This is a genomic window from Novosphingobium sp. KCTC 2891 (assembly GCF_025938155.1).
In the GTDB taxonomy this organism is placed as follows: Bacteria; Pseudomonadota; Alphaproteobacteria; order Sphingomonadales; family Sphingomonadaceae; genus Novosphingobium.
Genome location: NZ_JAPCZG010000017.1, coordinates 1 through 22,772, shown reverse-complemented (window position 1 = coordinate 22,772; position 22,772 = coordinate 1). Strand labels below are relative to the sequence as shown.

Annotated in this window: 18 protein-coding genes; 7 read left to right on the top strand and 11 right to left on the bottom strand. The window is 62.5% G+C overall.

All coding sequences use genetic code 11. The features are described 5' to 3' along the window. Positions 1–125 precede the first annotated feature (125 nt). Complete coding sequence (locus OLX02_RS19025; RefSeq protein WP_264425407.1) at positions 126–845, top strand: TetR/AcrR family transcriptional regulator; 720 nt, start codon at positions 126–128, stop codon at positions 843–845. Here OLX02_RS19025 and OLX02_RS19020 read toward each other — a convergent pair. The 3 genes from OLX02_RS19020 to OLX02_RS19010 form a co-directional block, all read right to left on the bottom strand. Next, a complete protein-coding gene (locus OLX02_RS19020) occupies positions 835–1,743 on the bottom strand; it encodes a formylglycine-generating enzyme family protein (RefSeq protein WP_264425447.1) in 909 nt (302 codons plus the stop codon). The two genes, OLX02_RS19025 and OLX02_RS19020, sit on opposite strands and share 11 nt — an antisense overlap. Positions 1,744–1,762: 19 nt before the next feature. Next, positions 1,763–4,117, bottom strand: coding sequence for a sulfatase-like hydrolase/transferase (locus OLX02_RS19015; RefSeq protein ID WP_264425405.1), 2,355 nt, complete (start codon positions 4,115–4,117; stop codon positions 1,763–1,765). Between the two features lie 90 nt (positions 4,118–4,207). Then, positions 4,208–6,706 carry a TonB-dependent receptor gene (locus tag OLX02_RS19010; RefSeq protein WP_264425403.1) on the bottom strand — a complete coding sequence of 833 codons (2,499 nt, stop codon included), beginning with the start codon at positions 6,704–6,706 and terminating at the stop codon, positions 4,208–4,210. Positions 6,707–6,887: 181 nt separating this feature from the next. On the opposite strand from OLX02_RS19010, the gene OLX02_RS19005 reads away from it, so the two are divergent. Beyond that, the gene (locus tag OLX02_RS19005; protein ID WP_264425401.1) at positions 6,888–7,643 is read left to right on the top strand and encodes a TetR/AcrR family transcriptional regulator; all 756 of its coding nucleotides are present in this window, start codon (positions 6,888–6,890) and stop codon (positions 7,641–7,643) included. A gap of 48 nt (positions 7,644–7,691) precedes the next feature. Then, entirely contained in the window at positions 7,692–8,819 is a 1,128-nt protein-coding gene (locus tag OLX02_RS19000) for a hypothetical protein (protein ID WP_264425400.1), read from the top strand. Positions 8,820–9,454: 635 nt separating this feature from the next. Here the strand turns inward: OLX02_RS19000 and OLX02_RS18995 are convergent. The 6 genes from OLX02_RS18995 to OLX02_RS18970 are packed head-to-tail and all read right to left on the bottom strand — an operon-like array spanning position 9,455 to position 13,834. Next, the gene (locus OLX02_RS18995; RefSeq protein ID WP_264425398.1) at positions 9,455–10,723 is read right to left on the bottom strand and encodes a flavin-dependent oxidoreductase; all 1,269 of its coding nucleotides are present in this window, start codon (positions 10,721–10,723) and stop codon (positions 9,455–9,457) included. A gap of 1 nt (position 10,724) precedes the next feature. Then, a complete protein-coding gene (locus OLX02_RS18990) occupies positions 10,725–11,162 on the bottom strand; it encodes a DUF3237 family protein (protein WP_264425396.1) in 438 nt (145 codons plus the stop codon). Continuing rightward, positions 11,159–11,602, bottom strand: a complete 444-nt coding sequence (locus tag OLX02_RS18985) for a hotdog fold thioesterase (RefSeq protein ID WP_264425395.1) — start codon at positions 11,600–11,602, stop codon at positions 11,159–11,161. The genes OLX02_RS18990 and OLX02_RS18985 overlap by 4 nt, the downstream gene beginning before the upstream one ends. A 22-nt stretch (positions 11,603–11,624) precedes the next feature. Beyond that, entirely contained in the window at positions 11,625–12,416 is a 792-nt protein-coding gene (locus tag OLX02_RS18980) for a 2-keto-4-pentenoate hydratase (protein ID WP_264425394.1), read from the bottom strand. After that, positions 12,409–13,188: an HpcH/HpaI aldolase family protein gene (locus tag OLX02_RS18975; RefSeq protein WP_264425392.1), complete on the bottom strand. Its 780-nt coding sequence runs from the start codon at positions 13,186–13,188 to the stop codon at positions 12,409–12,411. Before OLX02_RS18975 ends, OLX02_RS18980 begins: the two co-directional genes overlap by 8 nt. Then, positions 13,181–13,834, bottom strand: coding sequence for a TetR/AcrR family transcriptional regulator (locus tag OLX02_RS18970; protein ID WP_264425391.1), 654 nt, complete (start codon positions 13,832–13,834; stop codon positions 13,181–13,183). Before OLX02_RS18970 ends, OLX02_RS18975 begins: the two co-directional genes overlap by 8 nt. Before the next feature lie 169 nt (positions 13,835–14,003). Here OLX02_RS18970 and OLX02_RS18965 point away from each other — a divergent pair, with 169 nt between their 5' ends. From OLX02_RS18965 to OLX02_RS18950, 4 genes are read left to right on the top strand one after another with little or no spacing between them, the layout of a single operon-like run. Next, positions 14,004–15,476 (top strand): aldehyde dehydrogenase family protein, encoded by a 1,473-nt coding sequence (locus OLX02_RS18965; RefSeq protein ID WP_264425390.1) that lies wholly within the window; start codon positions 14,004–14,006, stop codon positions 15,474–15,476. A 2-nt stretch (positions 15,477–15,478) separates the two neighbouring features. Further along, positions 15,479–16,381 carry a VOC family protein gene (locus OLX02_RS18960; protein ID WP_264425389.1) on the top strand — a complete coding sequence of 301 codons (903 nt, stop codon included), beginning with the start codon at positions 15,479–15,481 and terminating at the stop codon, positions 16,379–16,381. A gap of 33 nt (positions 16,382–16,414) precedes the next feature. Then, positions 16,415–17,275, top strand: a complete 861-nt coding sequence (locus OLX02_RS18955) for a fumarylacetoacetate hydrolase family protein (RefSeq protein WP_264425388.1) — start codon at positions 16,415–16,417, stop codon at positions 17,273–17,275. A gap of 22 nt (positions 17,276–17,297) precedes the next feature. Continuing rightward, positions 17,298–18,539, top strand: coding sequence for a cytochrome P450 (locus OLX02_RS18950; protein ID WP_264425387.1), 1,242 nt, complete (start codon positions 17,298–17,300; stop codon positions 18,537–18,539). Between the two features lie 601 nt (positions 18,540–19,140). Here OLX02_RS18950 and OLX02_RS18945 read toward each other — a convergent pair. Together OLX02_RS18945 and OLX02_RS18940 are read right to left on the bottom strand one after the other, a co-directional pair. Continuing rightward, positions 19,141–21,093 carry an AAA family ATPase gene (locus tag OLX02_RS18945; RefSeq protein WP_264425385.1) on the bottom strand — a complete coding sequence of 651 codons (1,953 nt, stop codon included), beginning with the start codon at positions 21,091–21,093 and terminating at the stop codon, positions 19,141–19,143. Between the two features lie 499 nt (positions 21,094–21,592). Beyond that, positions 21,593–22,324 (bottom strand): hypothetical protein, encoded by a 732-nt coding sequence (locus OLX02_RS18940; RefSeq protein WP_264425383.1) that lies wholly within the window; start codon positions 22,322–22,324, stop codon positions 21,593–21,595. Positions 22,325–22,772 lie beyond the last annotated feature (448 nt).

Genomic DNA, 22,772 nt, shown 5'->3' with positions numbered 1-22,772 from the left:
CGTCACCTGTTTTAAAAATCAGGGATATTCCGCTGCTAAAGCGCGAGATATCGCCATATTTTAAGCCACACGATATATTTAGGCGCAGGAGTGGATACCCGGATGCGGGCGGGCTAGAGGAGGGCATGGCAAGGTTGCGCGACACGAGCATCGCTTCCGAGGGGGCTCGGCTCTCTCGATCAGACCGGACGAGGCTGGAACTGCTTCGCGTGAGCGAGCGCCTTTTCGCGCGGCACGGCATCGAGAGCGTGTCGCTGCGGCAGATCGCGCAAGAGGCGGGCAAGGCCAACACCAACGCGGTGCAGTATCATTTCCAGTCGAAGGAAAATCTTCTGAAGGACCTCCTGAAATGGAGGTCGATATCCATGGAGCCGATGCGCGAACGGATGCTGGCCGATGCGATCGAGCATGGGCAGCGCCTTGACGTCCGACGACATCTGGAAATCCTGTGCCTGCCTTTGCTGGACATCATTGATGACGAGGGCAATCGCAGCTTTGCGCGTGTTCTGGGCGAATACCTGTTCCGGATGTGGCCGCGGTTCCGCGTGCATCCGGCGGATGACGATCCGACCATCGTCCCGGCGCTTTCCGCGACTATCGCGCTACTGCATGAGCGCCTTCACTACATGCCGACGGCCGTCGTGCGCATGCGGAGCAGCACCTGCCTCGGCATGTTCATCAACAATCTGGATTTCTTTGCAGAACCCACCCTGACGGACAACCTGCCGCCCGCTGCCGCACTGGCCGAATGCATGGAAATGATGATCGCGACGATGCTGGCGCCGATGGCGCCGCAGGACGTGTCGGCATTGCAGGGTGGGGGTGCCACCGCGCCTACCGCCTGACGCAGCGGAACCCGACATGGGACGTGGACGTGTCGATCGGCTGGGCATAGCGCGCCGCAGGGCGATAGCGCATGCAATAGTTCTCGGCGCACAAGTGTGAGCCGCCCTTGAGCACCTTGCGGCCGATACGGATTTCGGGCTGACACGGATCGAAGCTGCCCGCCTCGTCGCCGCCACGCGGGTTGGCTGGGATGCAGCAGGCCGATTTTCGCGCTTCGCTCGGGCGATCGGCATACCAGTCGTCGGTCCACTCCCAGACATTGCCGATCGTGTCGAACAAGCCGAAGCCGTTGGCCGGAAAGCTGCCGACTGGAGAGGTGCCTTCAAAACCGTCCAGCGCGAGGTTCTGCCAGGGAAATTGCCCCTGCCAGGTGTTGGCGAGCATCCGTCCGTCGGGCGCCAGGTCGTCGCCCCAAGCGTAGGCGCGACCATCCAACCCTCCGCGCGCGGCAAATTCCCATTCTGCTTCGGTCGGCAGTGCCTTGCCCGCCCATGCGGCATAGGCGAGCGCATCTTCGTGGGCGACATGGACGACAGGATGGTCCTCGCGCCCGGCGATGGTGCTGCCTGGTCCTTCGGGGTGCTGCCAGTCGGCACCGAAGCAAAAGCTCCACCACTGCCCAAGGCCGTCCATCGACACCGGGCCGCCCGGTTTCGTGAACAGCAGCGACCCGGCGTGCAGCATCTCGGGCAGAATGCCCGGATACATCGCAGGGTCAGGCGCGCGTTCGGCTAGCGTGACATGACCCGTCTCGGCGACGAAGCGCGAGAATTGCGCGTTCGTCACCGGTGTGGCGTCGATGGCGAATGCATCGACCTTGACCTGCCGGGCGGGGCGCTCCTCCGGATAGTGATCGTCGGAACCCATGATGAAGGTTCCGCCGTCGAGATGGATCATTGCACCGCTCACGCCGTCCTCACTTGATGCTGAAGCGTACTTCCTTGATCGTTCCGGTAAAGGCGCTCGTCGCGCTGGCGTAGTCCGGGCTGACGGGCGTGATCGGGTCGGAGCCGATGTCGAGCCCTTCGGTGTGGGACATCCAGCCGGCGACCGTCTGCGACACTCGGCCCGACGCGACAGGCTTGCCGTCCACCAGTAGGGTCAGCGTGCCACCGCTGCGGAGCTTTGAGCCATCGGCCTTGAAATCAGCCGACAGGGTATGATCGCCCGGGGCGAGCGGCGCGTCGGCAAGGATGGCATATTGGTCGGGACCCAGCGCGTTGTAATGGAAGGCGGGGCGGCCATCCTTGAGGTAGAGCGAGTAGCCGCCGAACTTGCCGCCTTGGGCGATGACCACGCCACTGGCTCCGGCCGCCGGCACGGTCAGGTCCGTGTCGATTGCAAAGCTGTGCCCGATCGTGTGCGGTGCCGCGTCCTCGTTGATCGTACCCGTGCCGGGCTTGTAGACGAAGCTCGTGCGGGTGCGGCCAAGGCTCGGCCTACCTTGCGTGCCCTCGCTCCAGTCGTGGATCGGCAGGATGTGGTTTTTCGCCGCTTCGACCCAGAACAGGTCCTGCATTTCCTTGAGCTTGGCCGGGTTGGACTTGGAGAGATCCTTCGCGGTCGAGAAGTCCTTGTCCATGTTGAACAGCACCCAGTTGCGCTGTTCAGGACCCACCGCCATCTTGTGATCCTCGCCCACGCCCACTTCCCAGGCCATGCGCTTGGGCAGGGTGCCGGCCATCCAGCCATCCTTGTAGATGCCGAAGTTCTCCATCATCTCGTAGATCTGCTGGCGGCGCGCGGACTGCGCATCGCCCTTGGTGAAGCTGTAGGCCAGGCTGATGCCGTCGACCGGCTGCTGCTTCACCCCATCGAGGGTTTCGGGCGCGGCGATCCCCGCTGCCTCGAGCACGGTCGGCATGATGTCGCTGACGTGTGCATACTGCGAGCGCACCGCCCCCTTGTCGGCGATGCGGGCAGGCCAGGACATCACCATGCCATTGCGTACGCCGCCGGCCTGCGAGGCTACCTGCTTCCAATACGGGAACGGCGCGTTCATCGCCCAAGCCCAGGCAGCAGGGAAATGATTGTACATGTCCGGGCCGCCGAACTTGTCGATATTGGCGGCGAGTTCAGCAAAGCTCTCCTTGCGCCCCGTGATGGCCGACTGCTCGTAGGACAGGCCGTTGAGCCCGCCTTCGGCGCTGCTCCCGTTGTCGCCTTCAATGTAGACGATCAGCGTGTTGTCGAACTGGCCGCTGGCCTTCACAGCATCGATCAGCCGCCCGGTCTGGTAGTCGGAATAGGCGACGGTCGCGGCGTAGATCTCCATCAACCGCGAATAGACCTTCTTCTGCTCGGGCTTGAGCGAGCTCCATGCCGGCAGCGAGGACGGGCGCGGGGTAAGCTGCGTGCCCGCCGGGATCACGCCCAGCCGCTTCTGGCGTGCGAAGGTCTCCTCGCGCAGCTTGTCCCAGCCCTGGTCGAACTGGCCCTTGAACTTGTCGATCCACTCCTTGGGCGCATGGTGCGGAGTGTGCGACAGGCCGGGTGCGTAATACATGAAGAACGGCTTGTCGGGCGCGGCGGCCTTCTGCGTCTGCATCCAGCGGATCGCGTGGTCGGCCATGTCCTTTTCGAAGTGGTAGGCCGGATCGTTGTGCGGCGGTTCGACAGGAAGGGTGTTCTCGGTGATGCTGGGCGCCCACATCGACGTATCGGCCGACATGAAGCCGTAGAAGTATTCGAAGCCGAGGCCCGTCGGCCAACGGTCATAGGGCCCGGCCGGGCTCATTTCCCAGTCCGGCGTCAGGTGGTTCTTGCCGAACATTGCCGTATTGTAGCCGTTCTCCTTGAGGATCTGGGCCATGGTCCCGGCGGTCTTGGGGATCACCGACGTGTACCCGTCATAGCCGGTGGGCAGATTGGTCACGTTGCCCATGTTCACGTTCTGCGGCAGCCGCCCGGTCAGCAGCGAGGCGCGCGTCGGCGAGCACAGCGCCGTAGTGTTGAAGCGGTTGTAGCGCAGCCCTTCCTTGCCCAGCGCATCGAACGCGGGCGTAGGGACGGGACCGCCGAACGTGCTGGTCGCGCCGAAGCCGACGTCGTCGGTCATGATCACGATTACGTTCGGAGCCCCCTTGGGGGCGGCCGGATTGGACGGCCATGCTGGCGCGTGCGTTTCAGCCACGGTGCGCCCGACCTTGCCCGCCAGCGGATCGACCTGTGCGAATGCGACCGCAGGCACGAGCACGCCGCACAGCGCGCTGGCGCAAACGAGGCGGAATTTGCGGCGCAGGATGGGAGGGGTCGGCTGGAGGCTGGGCATCGGACTCTCCGGGATTGGCGGGCGGATGGTAAGGGAAAAGGATCCGGCCGACCCGTAGGGAGGTTCGGGCCGACCGGATCAGGGAGGAGCTCAGTAGTGGAAGGTTACCTGCACCTGCACGGTGCGGGGTAGCGTGGCGAAGCCGATCTGGTCGGCGATCACGCCTGCAGTCGTGCCGGTGCCTGCACCGGTGTTCGGCGCATCGGTCCCGCCTGTGGCGTACCAACGGTTGGTGAGGTTCTTGCCGATCACCGCCAGTTCCCAGCGCTTGTCCTCGGTGCCGATACGGATCGCAGCGTCGAGGTTCACGTAGGCGTTCTGCCGAGTGAAGGGATTGCCAAAGGCCGTGGCCAGGTAGGAGCTGGAATACCGGCTATCGACCGAGAGCCCGAGCTTTAGCCCCGAACCAACGGGCGTATCGTAGCCGACGCCGAGCGAAGCGGACCATTCAGGCGCGTTGGCCGTCGGCTTGCCCTTCAGGTTCTGGCGGTTCGCGGATACGTCGGTAGCCGCGTTGAACGGCCGGGCGGTCCCATTGGGCGTGCCGTCGTTGACGTAGACAAGGTTGCAACCTGCATCGCGCGTCTGACCGGCATAGCATGGCGCGCCGATCGCATTGCCATAACGGGCGCGGTTGTAGTTGAGCGTGCCGTGCAAGTTCAGGCCGTCAACCGCACGCGGCGCGAACTCGAATTCCAGCTCGACGCCCTTGGTGCGGGCCGAACCGGCATTGATCGTCGTGAAGGCGAAGATGTCCGAGCGGAAGAAGTCGAGCTGCAGGTTAGTGTACTTGTAAGTGTAGGCGTTGACATTGAAGCGCAACTGACGGTCGAACAGCATCGTCTTGATGCCTACCTCGAAGCCACGAGCCTTTTCGGGATCGAATTCGAAATCGGCAAGGCCGGCGTTGGGGCTGAGAATGCCCGAGTTTGAGAAACCGCCCGACTTATAGGCGGTCTTGTAGGCCGCGTAGATGTTGATGTTGCGGTTCGGCTTGTAGCTGATCGTCGCTTCGGGCGACCAGTCATCGAACGAGAGATTGGAATTGATCGTCGTGCCCGGCAGGAAGATACCCTGCGTCACGCGGATCGGGTGCGAGTACGGTTCGAGGAAGTAGCTGTCCTTGGTCTCGTGCGTGTAGCGCACGCCACCGGTGACCTCGACCTGTTCGACCGGCTTGACGATGGCCTGGCCGAATACCGCCACGGTTTCGCCCTTGGTCTGGCTATCCTTGCTGTTGGCGAGATACCGGCGATAGCCCGGCGTCGCGGCGCTGTTTTCAAGCCCGCCCGAAGCGGTCCAGGCGAGATAGTCTCGCTGCGTCTTCTGGTAATAGCCGCCCAGCATCAGGTTGGCGGGGCCCTCGAACGAGGTCAGTGCGCGAACTTCTTCCGAGAAGGCGTGGTAAGTCGAATACTCGGTCGCGAAAACACCCGGCGCGCCAGCCCGCGACAGGCTGTCGCCGTCGAACTGGAAGATGTTGCGGTTCCAGTTGTAGTTGGTGACCGAGCTGAGCGTCACGTGGTCGAGCTGATATTGCAGGTTCAGGTTGACGGCCCAGCTGCGGTACTTGTTCCCGGTCTGACCGTCGGCATTGGCGTAGGGCATGACGGCGGCGATATCGGTTGGGAAACGATTGGCCGACGATTGGAAGGCACGGGTGCAGGGAATGGCCGGATTGCCAGCCGCGTTGCCGGTCGGGCAATAGTAGTACACCGACGATGCGCTGGGATTGTTGGAGTTGTTGGCGCCGTAGTTGGCCTTAAGCGTCGCGGTGAAGTCGGTGGTCGGCTGCCATTTCAGTGTGCCGCGCACGTAGACCTCATCGCCGCGCCCGTCGCCCGCCGGGCCGGAGGTGTGCTTGGTCGGGATCACGACCTGCGCGGTCGAGGTGCGGTCCATCGTCGGGTAGACCTGATCAGCGCCGAGCTGGTCGTAGTAACCGCGGCCCATCTTGCTGGCGCGCACCGCCAGGCGGAAGCCCAGGGTATCGCTGATCGGGGTCGAAACGATCGCTTCGCCGACCACCTGCCGCGCCTTGAACTCGTATCCGGCGCGCGCGATCACTTCGAGCCGGTCGCCCGGATCGGCGGTGGTGATCGACACCACGCCAGCGGTCGCGTTCTTGCCGAAGAACAGCGCCTGCGGCCCCTTCAGCAATTCGAGGCGCCCGAGATCGAAGAAGCCTTCGTTGATGGTGCGGCCTTGACCATAGTAGGCTCCATCGACGATCACTGCGACTGACTGCTCAAGCCCGATCGACGTGGTGTTCGAGCCGATGCCGCGCAGCACGAGCGTCGCGCCCGACCCCGACGGAGCGCGACCGATCACGAACGAGGGCGTCTGCGCCGCCACGCGCTCGAGGCTGCTCAGGTCGTAGTGCTGGATCTTTTCGGCCGAGATGGCCGTGACGGCAACCGGCACATCCTGGGTCGTCTCGACGCGCTTGCGCGCGGTGACGACAATATCCTGAATGCCGCCGGTGTCGGCAGCCTGCTCCTGGGCATAAGCAGCATCGCCAAAGGCGGCGCCCGCCAGCAGCGCTGCGACGAAGGCGCGACGAAGCGTGGTTTTCCGATGTGAAGACATGACTTTCCCCTCTCCCTGTTGCGACAGCCTGGTGGGCTGCTCGGGCATGACAGCTTGATGCCCTAACCATTTGAGTAACGCACCTGACTTTTGGATCAGGGGTAATTTACGCGTCAATCGGACCATTCGGTAACGAAATCCCCTGAATCCGCGAATTTTAGGAAGTCAGTTGCGTTAAACTATGAAATTGGCATTTCAAAAAATAACGCAGGTGCGTTATGTGGTGGGCGCAAGGAGAACGGTTGTGGACGGAGCGAGGTTGGAGGTGGCGCCGTCGCCTGGAGGGCAGGGTGACAGCAAGGTGCAATTGATGCTCGCGGCCGAGCGATTGTTCGCCGACCAAGGCATCGATGGCACCTCCTTGCGCGAAATCGCCACCGCTGCGGGGCACGGCAACAACAATGCCGTGCGCTACCACTTCGGATCCAAGGAAGGCCTGATCCAGGCCATTTTCCAGCATCGCATCGTCCAGTTGGAACCAGCGCGGGCCCGACTGATCACCGCCGTGGAGGAGAAGGGGCTGACAGGCGACGTCCGATCGCTCTGGGAAGTGATCGTTTTGCCCCACCTCACCTTACGCGACAGCGACGGGCGGTTCCCCTACGCTTCGTTCCTGCTGCAATATCTGCTGAACTACCGCCCGAGGGGCATGGTGCACGCGGCCGACGGCGGCACGCTGGCGCCCAACCTGCAACGGACGATGGATTACCTCTTCAACCGGCTTTCCTTCCTGCCGCTCGACGTGGCGGACCAGCGGATCATGTCGATGACAGCAACCTTCCTCGCGGTGCTGATCCATACCGAAAACCGCGCAAACCGGCCCGACCCGGCCGCATTCCGCGCGATCGTCGACGACACCCTGAACGTCATCGCCGCCGGCCTTTCTGCGCCCGCACCGCGCGTGTCGTATTTTATCGACGACAGCGTGCTCACCTGACAGGTTACGCGAAGCGGGCAGACCAAGACCTGCGGGGAGGGACGTGCGATGCTTCAGGGGCGCGCGGCAGGGCTGCAACTCTCGCTGCGAGAGCGCGTGGCGCTGATTCTGCTACCAGTTTCGGCGGGGGCGATGCCTTCATTGCAGCCCGTACTGTTGGGTGGGTTGCACGAGGTTGGCCAGTTGGAGGCGGGTCAGATAGGCGGGATCGCCGCGCTTGAAGCCTTGGGCATGGCGCTGGCCATCATCCTTGCGCCCTCGTTCAAGCCGTTGCACCAGCCTACCCGGGCTGCGCTCGTGGGAATCTCCCTACTGGCATTTGCGAACGCGCTGACCGGCCTTGCGGGAGGGCAAATCGGCCTTGAAATCCTGCGCGCCGTCGCAGGGCTGGGAGGCGGACTGCTGCTGTCCGTTTTCATCACCTGCCTCAGTCGCCAGGCCGATCCGACCCGCGACTTTGCCATCTATGTCACGCTGCAGGCGCTGTGGGGAACGGCTTTCTCCGTTACAGTCACGCAGATTGCGCAAGCCAGATGGGGCCCGCAAGCGCCGTACGTGGTGCTGGCGGTGATCGACCTTGCGTTGTTCCTGTTGATCCGGGCCTTGCCGGGGGCAGATGCAGTGGTGGTGCAGCGCGCACGAGCCCGTCCGCCGCTGGCAGGCGTGGCGGGATTGATCGGCACCGGCCTGTTCCTGTGCGGCGTGATGGCGTTGTGGTCGTACGCGCCATTGCTGCTGACGCGGGGGCCCAACGGTATCTCGATGGCGCTCGCCGCCCCGCTGGCATTGGGCATGCACGTTCTGGGCGGTGTCGTCGCCGCGTTTGCCTCGCGGCTGTCCCCCTATCGGATCAGCGTGATCGGCCCCTTGGTTCTCGTGGTTTGCGCTGGTACGATAGGCGCCATGCCCCCACGGGCCGTCTTGCTTGCCGCGCTGACGATCTTCTCGTTTGTGTGGATGCTGGTGCCCCCGTTCCATTTGGCGCTGCTGGTCAAGATCGACGCCACCTTGCGGGCTGCGCCCTACACCAGCAGCAGTCACCTGATCGGGCTCATGCTGGGGCCGCTCGTGTCCTCATGGGCGTGGTCTGCGGGTGGACCCACCGGCGTTGTCCTCGCAGCCTGCGCCCTATTGACTGGCGCGGCGATTGCGCCCCTGATGGCAGCTATCTCATAAGACGGTGTGAGAAGCTTCGCACTTGTGGTGGAGGGATAGAACGACGGGTGTCTGTGAGCGGACGGCAACGTGCGATGGTATAGTAAACCTGCGGAATGACTGTTGTGTTGGCACTTTTCCCGTACGCTCGGGCTTATGCCAACGACAGCTTTCCGGCGTGAGCAGACGTTCAGCCGCCGGCTGCTGAGCGGCTTAATGTGGTCGGGTGCTGCCATGGCGATCGCCGCCGGTGGGGTGGCAAGTGCCGCCCTAAAAGGCGACATTCAGTGTCCTCGGTGCCGGCGTCGGAAGCTGCCGGTCGTTCACCGTTGCCGCGCTCGGGACCGTCCGGTTTTCCGAAACCCGCCACCTCCTGAATCGGCTTGAGCCCTTTTGTCGAATGCCGAGCTTGCAGATTATCTGGAAAGGGAGCTTCGGAGAGCGGACCCGCGCCAAGCGCCCCTTTATCCAGATGCCACAGCAAATGGCTATTTGAAGCGCTGATTTCGGGTGTGCGAGGCCTCAACGCAGATCTTCGGAAATAGACGCCCGCTTTGGTTAGCTGGCTATGGCGCGAACGTGCACTTGCTCCGCCACTCTGCGCACTCGACAGAAGCGCGGTCGACCGACGCTGGAGCATCTGTCGAGGTCGGATGTTAACCGGGTACCGAGTAGCTGGGGCTTGCATTGAGGACCGCCGGATCAAACCCCGCCGTCTTCTTGTAGGACCGGGCGATCGCCTCGCGCTCGGCCATTGGCAGCACCCCCTCGAGTGTGCCTGCCATGCCCTCCAGCCTTTCTGCCGCGAGGTCGAGCACCCTGTCTGGCCCCTGCTGGCGGTTCATCAGCACGATCCGCGCGGTAGTTTCGCGGCGGTCTGCTTCATAGCCGCGCAAGGCTTCCTCGACCGATCCTGCCCGGGCCAGGTGCCAGGCAAAAACCCGGGCATCGATGATGCCCTGCGTCGCGCCGTTCGATCCGATGGGATACATCGGATGCGCGGCATCGCCCATCAGGGTGGCGCGGCCGAAGGTCCATTGCGGCACCGGATCGCGATCGATCATCGGGAATTCGTAGATCGGCCCCGAGGCGTTGACGATTTCGGGCACATTGACCCCGGCCCATCGCCAATCCGCAAAGCGGGGCAGAAAGTCGGCGCGATTGCCCAGCCGGTTCCAGTCGCGCGGCGGTGGTGCGCCATCTTCGATCACCTTGAGGTCACAGATCCAGTTCAACTGGTCGAGGCCGGTTTCAGCGTCCCTGCCGATCGGGTAGGCGACGAACTTCTGGGCCGAACGGCCCGCCCAGATCATCGCCTTGCCGCCCATCGGCGCGCGCACAAGCGAGGTCGAGCGCCACAGTGTGATGCCATTCCAGCGCGGCGAGCCTTCATCGGGGTAGAATTGACGGCGCACTGCGGAATGGATGCCGTCCGCGCCGATCAGCACATCGGCTTCGATAGCGGTTGCCTGGCCGCTCGCACGATCGACAAAACGCGCCTGGGCGCGTTGGCCGATCGTCGCGACGGCGGCCAGTTCCTGCCCCATCCGCACCGCCTGCGGCCCCAGACGCTGGCGCACCTTGTCCAGCAGGAACATCTGCAAGGCGCCGCGGTGGATCGCGATTTGCGGCCAGGCATACCCCGCCACCAAGCCTCGCGGTTCGTGCCACACCAGTTCGCCGCCACTGGTCAGGTAGTTGAGATCCTCGATGGCCACGCCCAGGCCCAGCAATTCGTCGAGCAGGCCCAGTTCGGTCAATTCGCGCACCGCGTGCGGCAGCAGATTGATCCCGACCCCCAGCGGGGCAGGCTGGCGCACCGCTTCGTAGACCACCGGCTTGAACCCGGCCGCGTGCAGGCTGAGCGCCGCCGTCAGGCCGACAATCCCGCCGCCGGCAATCGCGATATCGAGCGTTCTGTCCATGTCACGTCACCTCGTAGACGGTCAGGCGCACGGTATTGGCGAGGCGCTGACCGTGCGACACGGCCAGCACACGGTTGAGCCGGTCCAGCGCAGCGGCGGCGGTCTTGAAGCGGATTGCGGTGCGGAAGTAATAGAGCGCCGGGTCGACTGCTTCGCCGCGCGCCAGGCGGGCGAGGACATCGGCGGGGCCTGCCCTGAGCCCGCGCGATTCCACTTCGACCCGTCCTTCGGCCAGGGCCAGCACGTAGCGCGCCTCGATCTCCAGCGTGCCGTCTGCGCCGATCTGCTGCCAGTCTGCGCCGCCGGCCAGGACTTCGCCCGTGAAAGCGCCGGTCACCACGCCGCCGACGATCGGAATGCAGCGGCGGCGAGCCGAAACCTCGACTGGCGGTGCGACCGCGACGTCGATCTGCATCAGGGCATTGGTGGCAGTGATCATTTGCGCTCCACCCCGATCACCGCCATCGTCAGACGCGAGATGCAGACCAGCCGCTGCTGGTCGTCCACGATGCGGATGCTCCAGATCTGGGTTGTGCGGCCCAGGGATTCGGGTCGTGCCGTGGCGTGGACCAGTCCGGCTTTGACCGGGCGGACGTGGTTGGCGTTGATTTCCAGCCCCACCGCGATCTCTTCGGCGGGATTCAGTGTCAGGTTGGCTGCCAGCGACCCCACGGTTTCTGCCAGTGCCACCGAAGCGCCCCCGTGGAGGCGGCCGTGCGGCTGCAGCGTGCGTTCGTCCACCGGCATGGTGGCGCTGACGAAATCGTCGCCTACTTCGACGATCTCGATGCCGAGATGCTGCACCAGCGACCTTTCTTCCCCGCGGTTGATCGCCGCCAAGTCCAGATCGGTTCGCTGCCAGATCGATGCTGATGACATGCCTGGGTGTTCCTTCACCAGATCACACGAATGACGTGAGCACGTCGCCCAACCCGGAATCGAAGCGCGCCACCACCTCGTCTCCGGCCTTGACCGGCATGGCGCGGACAAAGGACCCGGTCAGGATGGTCTGGCCGGGCTCGAACGTGATGCCGAATTCCCCCAGCTTGTTGGCCAGCCAGGCCACCGCGGTGACCGGGTTGCCCAGCACGGCCGAAGCATAGCCTTCCTGTTCGACCTTGCCGTTGATCAGCATCTGGCCGTGGACCCGACGCAGGTCGATGTCGTGCAACCTGCACGGGTTGGCGCCGAGCACGGCTGCACCGCAGGCGGCCAGATCCGCCACCGTGTCGACAACGGTCATGCCCGGTCCCGGCCCGACGCGGAAATCGACGATCTCGATCGCGGGCAGGATGAAATCGGTAGCGCGCAGCACGTCCACCGGCAGCACGCCCGGACCTTTCAGCGCGCTTTTCATCACGAAGGCGATCTCGATCTCGATCAGCGGCCGGAAGAACCGCGCGGCCTCCAGCGGGGTATCTTCGGGGAGGAACAGATCGTCGGTCATCGCGCTGAAATCGGGCTCGGTCGCGCCCGACATCGCCTGCATCGCCTTCGATGTCAGCCCGACCTTGTAGCCGCGAACTGTCCGTCCCTGGGCAAGCGAATGGGCGAGGAAAGCCTGCTGGATGGCATAGGCATCGCCCATGTCGATCTGCGGATAGGTCTGGGTCAGCAAGGGCAGCGCCTTGCGGGTCTGGTAAGTGGCGAGGAGATCGGAGACGATCTGGTCGCGGGTCGCAGTATCAAGCATTAGTCGAACTTTCCGAAATGCCCGCGCGGGCGGCAGAGAGACTGGCACCGGCTGCAGCGCCGAGCGCCGGGGCGTCGGTGATGACCGAAATCATCCTGAAACCCTGCCTGCTGCGCAGAGGAGCAAGCGCCGCCGTCGACAGCACGGCCGTGGCAATCCCCCGCGCCCGCGCCGCGGCATTGATCCGGGCGATGGCGTCATCGAAGGGGGGCTTTTCATCGTTGTCGCCGGGCGGCAGGCCAAGCGAGAACGACAGGTCGAACGGGCCGACGAACAGCGCATCGACCCCCGGAACCGCGGCGATATCGTCCACTGCGGCCAGTGCCTCTGCCGTCTCGATCATCGGGATCACGGCAACGCGGGCATTGGCCGCGCCGACATAGCCCATCCCGTCGCGCGCGCCGACCCGGACCGGGCCGAGACTGCGCTTGCCGAGCGGCGGATAGCGGCAGGCATCGACCAAGGATTGCGCCGCTTCGACCGAATTGATCATCGGCGCGACAATACCCATGGCGCCGGCATCGAGCATCCGCCCGACGATTCCCGGCTCGTTCCACGGCACGCGCACCAGCGGCGTGATTCCGGCAAGGTCGATCGCGCGGATCATCTCCACCGCGGTCTCATAGCCCATGCAGCCGTGCTGCATGTCGACCAGTACCCAATCGAACCCGCCCTTGGCCAGGATCTCTGCGGTCAGGCTGCTGGGGATCATGCACCAGGCCCCCAGCGTCACTTCATCGCGCTGCCAACGCGCCTTGAGCGGTTCAATCATGCGAAGCTTCCCTCGACATCAGGTGAGCAAGCTGATCGCGCAGCAGGTGCATGCACCGGGTGCGGTCGAAGGCGCCGCCCAGCCAGCTAATCAGCTGAAAGTAATAGAGCGCAAAGGCGGAGCGGGCGATCAGCGCGGCATTGCCGCCCTCGTCCGGCATGCCGCTGGCGACAATCCCGGTCAGGCCACCGAAAATGGCGTCCATCAACTCGCTGATTTCTCCGATCCGCTCGCTTGAGCTGGGAGTTACCAGTTCCCTGAGCAGCACCCGCGAAAGTTCGGCATCGCGCGCGTGATAATCGGCCATCTGGCCAAACACCGACATCAGTTTTTCGGCCGGTGTGGCCGCTTCGGGCAGGCTGGCATAAATGGCGCGCACCGTTGCCAGCATCTCGTCCTTGAAGACCATGACCAGGAGGTCTTCCTTCGACTTGGCATAGAGAAACAGCGTGCCGGTGCCGATGTCGGCGGCAGCGGCGATTTGCTGCGTCGTCGTGTCAGCAAAGCCCTGTCGCTGGAACAGTTCGCGCGCAGCCATCACGATTCGCTGCCGTTTCTGCAGCTTGTTGCGCTCGCGCCGTCCCGGCGCGGTATCCGCTGGCGTTTCGCTCCCCGCTTCTGACTTTCGCACTGCCGTACCGGCCACTGGCATCTCTCCTCTCGTGCGTTGGCTGTGGCCAATCGCGCCAAATGGCAAGGCCGCAAAAGCCTGCTTGACGAGTCGTTGATAGCGCATAAACTGACTGCAGTCAAAAATGATGTTAATCGGTTTTTCGACTCGGGCAATCGAGCGAGTGCCGGTTGGGAGAGAACAGATGACCGATACAAGGGCCGTCGTTGCTGGCGTCGAAGTGTCGCTTGATCACTGGATCGGCGGCAAACGCGTTTCGTCCGCAGACCGTTTCGCTAACGCTTCGCCGATCGATGGCGCCGATCTCGGCGCGGTTGCTGCTGGCGGGCAGGCCGAAGCCGACATGGCCGTCGAGGCGGCCAGCGCCGCCTATCCCGCCTGGGCCGCACTGGGGCCGCAAGGGCGCCTGCCGATCCTGCGCAAGTTTGCCGAAGGCATCCTGGCGCGCGGCAAGGACATCGCGGCGGTCGAAAGCGCCGACAACGGTTCGCTGCTGATGGGCAACCTGCACCGCATGGTCCCGCGCGCCGCGCAGAACATCTCGTTCTTCGCGCAATGGGCGCTCGGCCTCAACGATCACGTGATCGACCATGACGAAGTGGTCAACAACGTGCGCTACGATCCCTCGGGCGTGGCCGCACTGATCACGCCGTGGAACGCGCCGATGATGCTGACGACCTGGAAAGTCGGCCCGGCGCTCGCTGCGGGCAACACGATCGTGATCAAGCCGCCGGAATGGGCCCCGCTGACCTGTTCGCTGCTAGCCGACATCGCGCACGAGGCAGGCGTGCCGGCAGGCGTGCTCAACGTGCTGCAGGGCATTGGCGAGGACGCCGGCGATGCGCTGGTCAACAACCGCGATCTCGCCCGGATCAGCTTCACCGGATCGACCGACACCGCCAAGATCATCGGCCAGGCAGCGGCCCGTTCGATCACCGCGATGAGTTCGGAACTGGGGGGCAAGTCGCCCTTCATCGTCTGCGCCGATGCCGATCTCGATGCCGCCGCGCAAACCGTCGCCGGGCAATACATCAACGCCGGCCAGGTCTGCCTCGCCGGAACCCGCATATTGGTCGAAGCGTCGATCGAGGCGCAATTCCTCGAGAAGGTCCGCGCCGCCGCCGCCCAGATGACCGTGGGCGATCCGCGTCTGGCGACCACCCGGGTCGGCCCGCTGATCCATCCCGAACATTTCGCGCGCGTCTCCGGCTTCGTCGAGCGGGCCAAGGCTGCCGGCGCACAAGTGCTGTGGGGTGGCGCGCAATCGGACGCGGGCGATCTCTATTTCCAGCCGACCATGTTCGCCGGCGTGAAGCTCGAAGACGAAATATCGCAGAAGGAAGTGTTCGGTCCGGTCCTGACCTGGCAGACGTTCACGTCCGACGAGGAAGCCATCGCGATCGCCAACGGCACCGAATATGGCCTCGCGGGCACGCTGTTCTGCGGCAACGAGGCCCGCGCGATGCGGATCGCCGAACAGGTCGTGGCGGGCACCTTGTGGGTCAACTGCTTCTTCGTGCGCGATCTTGCCGCACCGTTCGGCGGCAGCCGCCTGTCCGGCATCGGCCGGGAAGGCGGGACGCACAGCTTCGACTTCTATTGCGACATCAAGAACATCGCGGTCCGCAAGGGCTCGTTCGCGAACAAGGGGGCGTGATCATGAGCGAAGTTACCGAACTGGGTTACGTCACCATCGGCGTCAGCGACCTCGCCGCCTGGGACCAATTCGCGGCGCAGGTGCTGGGGCTCGAAGTGGTGCCGGGCGAAGATGCCGGGACGCGCTATCTTCGGATGGACTACTGGCATCACCGGATCACGCTGGTCGAAGACGGCGCGGACGATCTCATGGCGCTGGGCCTGCGCGTCGCTGGCGTGCTGGAATTCCGCGAGATCGCCCGCCGTCTCGACGCGGCCTCGGTTCCCTACCGGATTGGCACGCCCGCCGAGGCAGAAGCGCGCAAGGTCCTCGAAATCCTGTTCCTTGAAGACCCCAACGGCTATCCCATCGAACTGTTTCACGGGCCGCTGGTGCAATATGACCTGCCGTTCCACCCGGGGCGGCGGATGCATGGCGGGTTCAAGACCGCCGGCGGCGGCTTTGGCCACATGATGCTCAATCGCCGGGCCGAATTCGAGGCGATCCACGCGTTCTACGCGTTGCTGGGCCTGCGCGGCGGGGTGGAATACAAGATCATGCTGCCCGGCGCGCCCGGCCCGGTCGAATTGATGTTCCTGCACTGCAACCAGCGCCAGCACACCCTGGCGTTCGGTCAGCCCGCCGAAAAACGCATCAATCACCTGATGTTCGAAGTCGAACAGATGCAGGATGTCGGGCTGGCCTATGACGTTGTGCGTCATTCCGGAATTCCCGTGATCATCGAGCCAGGCAGTCACGCCAACGACCAGATGTACTCGTTCTACTTCAAGAACCCCTCGGGCTTCATGAACGAGATCGGCTGGGGCGGACGCGAACCAACCGGGCAATCCGAATATTACCAGCGTGACGCCTTCGGCCACGCCCCGGTGATGGAAAACATGAAGGGCTTCATGATTCCGGCCTGAGCGGCACCAGCGCAATGGATTTGGGAGAGAACGATGTCAGTACTCGATGGACCGCGCGAAGAGTGGCGCCGCATTCTGCTCGAAGGGACCCCGCAATGGGTGCGGCCCGAGGGCGACCAGCTACGACTGGGTGATGGCCGCAGTGTGGCCGAGTCCGAGGCAGTCTATCTGCCGCCTTGCGATCCGACCAAGATCATCTGCATCCATCTGAACTATGATTCCCGCCGCGTCGAATTCCGCGCGCCGGAGCTGGTCACGCCCACCTATTTTCAGAAGCCGCTGACCACGCTCAACGCGCATCGCGGCAAGCTCTCGCGCCCGGCCGACTGCCAGTACCTCAACTATGAAGGCGAAGTCGGCGTGGTCGTCGGCAAGCCGATGCGCAATGTCGGGCCAGCCGATGTCTGGGACCACATCGCCGGCTTTGCCCCGGTCAACGATGTCGGCGCACAGGATTTCCGCGATACCGACGCCGGCTCGATGCTGCGCGTGAAAGGCATGGACGGGTTTTGCCCGATCGGGCCGGGGATCGTCCGCGGCGTCGACATCCGCGATTCCACCTTGCGCACCTACATCAACGGCAAGGTCGTTCAGGAAGGCGCGATCGGGGAAATGACCTTCGACATCCCCTACATCCTGGCCGATCTGTGCCGCCATATCACCCTGCTGCCGGGCGACCTGATCCTGTCCGGCACCCCCGCCAACAGCCGTCCGATGAACATCGGCGACGTGGTCGAGGTGGAAGTGACCGGGGTGGGCCGCCTGACCAACACGGTTCAGGAAATACCGGCTCCTGCGCACAAGGTTGGCCACGGACCGACCAACACCGATGCCGTCACGCGGGTCGCGCTCGGCGGTGACTGGTGGGCTAGGCAAGATCAGGCCAAAGCCTGAACACATAACGGGAGAGAATGCGATGACCGTTGCGGACATGACCGAAAACCTGCTCGACCCCGGATTGTTCCCCGCCGAACAGGGCCCGCCGCACCACCTGTTCGACAAGTGGCGCGCGACCGATCCGGTCCACTGGAACCCCCCGAACCCGCATTACGTCAACGCCATGCCCGGGTCGTCGGGGGTCAAGGGCTTCTGGGTGCTCACCCGCTACAAGGACGTCTACGACGTCTCGATGAACCAGGAGCTGTTCAGCAGTCACGAGAACGGCATCGTCGTGTGGGATTTCGAAGGCGAGGGACTGGAGCGCCAGCGCGCCAACTTCATGTCGATGAAGCCCGCCGACCATACGGCGGTCAAGAAGGTCATCATGCCCCCGTTCATGCCCAAGGCCCTGAACGAGATCGCACCGCAGATAGAACGGCTCGCCGCCGAGATCATCGACTCCGTGGCCAGCAGAGGTCACTGCGAATTCGTCTTCGACGTCGCCTCACGCCTGCCGATCGCCACCTTCTGCGAACTGATGGGCATTCCCGAACACTATCGCAACCAGGTGGCCGATTACGGCAATGCCCTGGCCGATGTGGAAAGCCGTTCTACTCACTCGCTCGATCCGACCATCGGGCTGTTCGGCATCGCGCAGGAACTGGCGGCGGAAAAGCGGCGCAATCCCGATGGCCGGTTGCTGAGCGCGATGGTCAACGACACGACGCTCAATCTCGATCCGATGGCGATCAATCAGTTCTTCCTGGTCTTCGCCATGGCAGGTCATGAGACGACCCGCTCTACCGCAGTGCATTTCATCAACCTGATGAACCGCTTCCCGGATCAATATGCCTTGTTGCGCAGCGATTTCGACGCGCACATCGACAACGCGATCGACGAAGTACTGCGCTATACCTCGACCACCACGAACTTTACCCGCACCGCACTGGCCGACACAGAGATCGGTGGGCACCCCGTCAGGAAAGGGGACAAGATCTACATGTCTTACGCCGCGGCGAACCGCGATCCTGCCATGTTCCAGGACCCGCACCGCTTCGATATCACGCGCGAGAATGCCAAGCGCCATCTCGCTTTCGGTGCCGGGCCGCACATCTGCGTCGGTGCCCGCCTTGCAAAGATGCAACTCCGCGCGCTGCTGGCGCAAATCGTTTCGCGCATCCCGGACATTCACCCGGTCGGCGAACCCGAATGGCTCCGCTCGGTGTGGTTCAATGCGATCATCCGGATGCCCGTCGAGTTTACGCCGGAACTAGCCTAAACGGCGTGACTGATCGCATGGTCCACTAAGCTCCCTATCAAGAATTTACGGCGACATTCCTCCGATTGAGTATCCCAGCGATCGGAGGAATGTCACACCCCCGGGGTGAACGACGGGCGGCTATCAAGGAAGGGTATTGGGAGAGTGGAAGGCAGCTGTCGCGGCATCCGCAGCCTGGATGCTCGGAAACATGTCAACGACAAGTTTTGGCATGAGCGGACGTCCTAAAAGTCTGTCGGGAACGGCTAGCGTTGGTCGGCTGCCGCCCCTTTGAACGGCAACGACAGCGCGGCAAGTGCCGCCGTAAACCCGGACATTCGCGCTTCAGTTTGGGGTTATCGATTCCTGCCGTTCGTTCATTACGCTTTCGGAAAGGTTGAAGGACTTGGTCTGGGACAAGGCCGACGTATGTGACCGACATGCCGAACGGCAGCTCTTGCCAGAAGTGCTGGTTACGCGTCGGCCCGCCTATGTCGCAGGCAAATAGAAAGACCGACACAGACGCCCCACTCAGCTGAACTCGCCAGCTCTGCGCATGATCCAGTTCGCGGAAGAAAGCATAAATGAACTTGTTTTGTTTTGATTCGCTCCTCACCCACTCCTAAATGTGGGAGTCCCGCTCCAGCAGATTAACTATGGTGTCGGCAATCGCTCGCGGAAGCAGTTCGATCCGGTCGGACAAGACCTTTCCAACGATGTGCTGCATCAGTTTCCCCGCTTGCCTCTTTGTCAGAGCTTGAATGGACGGAAATGCATCGATGACTTTTGCCTCCAAACTATGATCGTCTTCAAGCAACCAGCGCTGGTCCAGCGAAAGTGAATAGGAACCGAAGTACTCAGTCTCAATGCGCTGCTCAGATAAGTCTCCGAACACAGCCTCGGTTACTCGGTCAACTATCTCTTGCATATCCGAAGGCCCTTGCAAGAGGAATGAAGGATAGGTGAGTGAGTCTACCATTCCGATCGCAGACCTGTGCTCTTTAACATCACGACAGATAAGCGCGGCGATAAGTAAAGGATCGAAAATAAAATTCTCGAGACCATTGCGCTTGCCGTCACCAAGGACTGCGATGCGCGCCGAGCCTTGGTGGTGACCATCGTGATCGATCAGCCCAAAGACGGACTGGTTTCCTGCCCCAACAAGGCTCTCAACGAGTCGCTTTACGACGTCACACCCAACGTTGGTTTGCCCACCGGTTGACACAAATTCAAGCGATCGTTCCGAGACGATTCTCGGCTTCAACAACTTGTAAAGAGCGTCGTAGGTTTTTGCATCGGCGGGGCTTTCAACAAACACCTGCCTGCGCCCGTCAAAGGAGATTGCCAACGTGGGCACACCGACAGTTAGTATGTTGAGCGCCTCTGCCTTCTTCACCTGCGTTAGGCCCGGACGTCCTGGCCGCATCATAAACAATGAATCTTCCGGCGACATAGCAACCGTGGAAGGCGAGTGGGTGGTGGCCAGAACGTTGATCCCGAACTCCCCCACGAGCGTGCCGGTGATGGTGTCAACCAGACTTTTTGTCATTGCAGGGTGCAACGGGGCGTCGATCTCGTCCAACAATATCAACTTAGGGTAAACTGCCAGCTGCCGCCTGTCATTCGCGTAATATACGCAAAATGCAAAAGACATAAGGATCTTCTCACCTGAAGAAAGACTGGAAAAATTCACTACGGAACCGCTGGAATTCTTGGTCAATTGCGGCGTGTACGGTGAAAAATCGTACAGACTTGGGCTATTTATCTCGAAATCAAGACCGGCAGACTTAACCGTTTGATTCACGAAATCCCAAGGCGGGGGCCCATTCTCCTTCGAAAATTCCTCTTCGGACAGGAACTCTACGCCCGTCTGACCCTTACTGGCCTGCAGTTCGGCCAGTAGGTTCGCAACTTTTGCGTCTCGATATGCAACGAACAGCCGTGCAAACGATTGCTGGAAGAGGTCTGATCTTCCCCAGTTCGGGATCCCCGATGTGTCAAGGTGCTTATCGTTCATTGCGATAATCGGACGCTTGGCGGCTGTGCTCATCGCTATCAGGGTGGCCTTGGTGTTGTCGTCCGTATGCTGGAGGATCCAGTTGCTAGAGGCATTTGCAGCAGCGGCGATTTGCTCTTCGACCACAACGACGTCCATTCCAGCGGGTACCATTGTCGCTAGAACCTCAGATGGAAGCCCAAGCAACTTGGTCGGATTGTCAATGTAGTCGCTTGGCAAGTTCCACTGCCGCCCAATTGCACGTAGCGGCTCCATTGCCTCGGGGTGCTGCCGCAACCCGAGGAAATTGTTCCGCGCTTGTTCGCGTTCATTGCGAAGATGTTCGCTGGAGAACGCGCCAGTGTCCTGGGGCACCAGCGTGTTCCAATCGAACATTCTAATCTCTTGGGTTGGCGTGTTGGCCTGTGCGACGTCCGTTTGGATCGAGCCGTTGGTGATCGCTTGAAGAAGGTGACTCTTTCCGGCTCCGTTCGGTCCGGTGATCACGGCGAAGCCGGGCAACTCTATTGTGGGAAAGCTTGTCACCGAGAGGTGAGTTCTGTTGAACTGTAATCTCATTGCATAATCCCGTTTCTCGGTTGCTGAGTCACCGCCTTATCGGGAGCATGTGAGTGGCGGCAAGATCAGCCGTAAATGAACAAGATTTCTTTTTTCTGGTCAGCCGCATTCTGCTGGAGAAAGGTAGGTGCCGCCGTTTACGCCAGTTGTCCGCCTGCCGATGCCAATCTGGCAGCAGCTGGGGATTTGACCGATGGGGAGCGACACTGACCTTCACACTGCGAGCGCGCGTCGTGGGGTTGGGTCCAAGCCTTTGTAGGAGGGTGGAAGATAGTCGATCTGCGCTCTCACCCGCATGCGGGGTAGGAGATCCGCTACGTCAGCGGCTCCAGCATTCACAGACCCCCTCGACTCGAATGACAGCAATTCTCAAGGTCGGACGTGCGCGTGGCTGAAGCAAATATCGCCATTTTGGTCGATTGCTGACGGCGGACGACTTCCTGCTGACGGTCGGCTCCCTCGTGGACCGGCTCGATGGTGTCCTGACCGTCGATCTCGCTTAGGCAGCGGCCTCCGCGACGGCGGCGATCACCCCCTCAACAAACCGGAAGGAACACTCAAGGATCGAATCCGGTGACCTCGGCAGCCCTTCGTCTAGGCCGTCAATCGCCTGACCGATCACAATGCTGATCGGAACGCTGGGCAGACGCACTGCTCCGCGGTGAAACTCGAAAGCATCGGCCTCAGCGAAGGCGTCGGCGGGGATTTGGAATATCCGCTGCCTACCGGGCACGTTTAAGGCAATGCCATGCGCGGTCCCATCCGACGCCATCAATTCCCAATGTTTCCCCGAATTGGATATCTGCTTGGCCGCCTCGACGTGGTGAACTTCGTGGCGGTGCCTCGTACGGGCGGCGGCAAGCACACCGGACATCTCCGCCCCAAGCACGTCTTCGACCTTTCTCAACTTCTTGTCGAAATCTTCGTCGGTGAGGCCCCACGGGAAATAGAGTGTTTTCAACCGGTCATGTCCGTTGGCTTTAGCGATAGCGGCCGCGACATGATCTAAAGCGGACGCGATGTTGGTCGCGCTGTCGGCGATGATTGGTTTCGCCTCGATCAGCCGCTGCCGGTCCAAGTGAAGGCAGTAGAACCATTCGCCGGTTTGCGGGTCACGCCGCTCGCGCGTCTGCCACAGACGCGGCCCATCTTGCGGATGAAGCAATGCGTTCAACTCGGCAAAGTGCTTTCGTGCGCGGGCGAGCAGCGCGCGGGGATCGTCCAAATTCATCGGTGTTGCCTCCCAAGGTTGGCGTCAGTTCTTTCTCGTGCCCTGCGCGCGGTTCGGCGCACCTGCCGCGGTTCAGGTTCTGACCAACGAGCCCGCGTACTGGTCGAACTGGCGCCGGGCGGACACGATCGATGTCGCGTTCGATTTGTCGGATCTCAGCAATCTGACTGGCACCCGAGGCTGGGCGGGCGGCAGCAGGGGCGGGCACAACAAAAAGGACGCGCCGAACCGCTGATCGTGTCGGGTAGTTATGACCTGCGCTGGCATGACTATTCCGATCTGGGCGGACCCGCCGGACGCTTCCGCTACCTCTATGTGCCGATCATGTTGATTGCCGCTGAGAAGTGACCCGGGAGGGGCACAAATTTCCACTGAGAAGTGACCCATGTTGAACTCGCCCCTTGCTTTGATGAGCGAGGGGTCATGGAGTGTTGGACATGGCGTTATT

What these genes read in the sequence shown, in the direction of transcription:
- OLX02_RS19025 (WP_264425407.1), top strand. Translation starts at nt 126, where the DNA reads ATGGCAAGGTTGCGCGACACGAGCATCGCTTCCGAGGGGGCTCGGCTC.
- OLX02_RS19020 (WP_264425447.1), bottom strand. Translation starts at nt 1,743, where the DNA reads ATGATCCATCTCGACGGCGGAACCTTCATCATGGGTTCCGACGATCAC.
- OLX02_RS19015 (WP_264425405.1), bottom strand. Translation starts at nt 4,117, where the DNA reads ATGCCCAGCCTCCAGCCGACCCCTCCCATCCTGCGCCGCAAATTCCGC.
- OLX02_RS19010 (WP_264425403.1), bottom strand. Translation starts at nt 6,706, where the DNA reads ATGTCTTCACATCGGAAAACCACGCTTCGTCGCGCCTTCGTCGCAGCG.
- OLX02_RS19005 (WP_264425401.1), top strand. Translation starts at nt 6,888, where the DNA reads ATGAAATTGGCATTTCAAAAAATAACGCAGGTGCGTTATGTGGTGGGC.
- OLX02_RS19000 (WP_264425400.1), top strand. Translation starts at nt 7,692, where the DNA reads ATGCTTCAGGGGCGCGCGGCAGGGCTGCAACTCTCGCTGCGAGAGCGC.
- OLX02_RS18995 (WP_264425398.1), bottom strand. Translation starts at nt 10,723, where the DNA reads ATGGACAGAACGCTCGATATCGCGATTGCCGGCGGCGGGATTGTCGGC.
- OLX02_RS18990 (WP_264425396.1), bottom strand. Translation starts at nt 11,162, where the DNA reads ATGATCACTGCCACCAATGCCCTGATGCAGATCGACGTCGCGGTCGCA.
- OLX02_RS18985 (WP_264425395.1), bottom strand. Translation starts at nt 11,602, where the DNA reads ATGTCATCAGCATCGATCTGGCAGCGAACCGATCTGGACTTGGCGGCG.
- OLX02_RS18980 (WP_264425394.1), bottom strand. Translation starts at nt 12,416, where the DNA reads ATGCTTGATACTGCGACCCGCGACCAGATCGTCTCCGATCTCCTCGCC.
- OLX02_RS18975 (WP_264425392.1), bottom strand. Translation starts at nt 13,188, where the DNA reads ATGATTGAACCGCTCAAGGCGCGTTGGCAGCGCGATGAAGTGACGCTG.
- OLX02_RS18965 (WP_264425390.1), top strand. Translation starts at nt 14,004, where the DNA reads ATGACCGATACAAGGGCCGTCGTTGCTGGCGTCGAAGTGTCGCTTGAT.
- OLX02_RS18960 (WP_264425389.1), top strand. Translation starts at nt 15,479, where the DNA reads ATGAGCGAAGTTACCGAACTGGGTTACGTCACCATCGGCGTCAGCGAC.
- OLX02_RS18955 (WP_264425388.1), top strand. Translation starts at nt 16,415, where the DNA reads ATGTCAGTACTCGATGGACCGCGCGAAGAGTGGCGCCGCATTCTGCTC.
- OLX02_RS18950 (WP_264425387.1), top strand. Translation starts at nt 17,298, where the DNA reads ATGACCGTTGCGGACATGACCGAAAACCTGCTCGACCCCGGATTGTTC.
- OLX02_RS18945 (WP_264425385.1), bottom strand. Translation starts at nt 21,093, where the DNA reads ATGAGATTACAGTTCAACAGAACTCACCTCTCGGTGACAAGCTTTCCC.
- OLX02_RS18940 (WP_264425383.1), bottom strand. Translation starts at nt 22,324, where the DNA reads ATGAATTTGGACGATCCCCGCGCGCTGCTCGCCCGCGCACGAAAGCAC.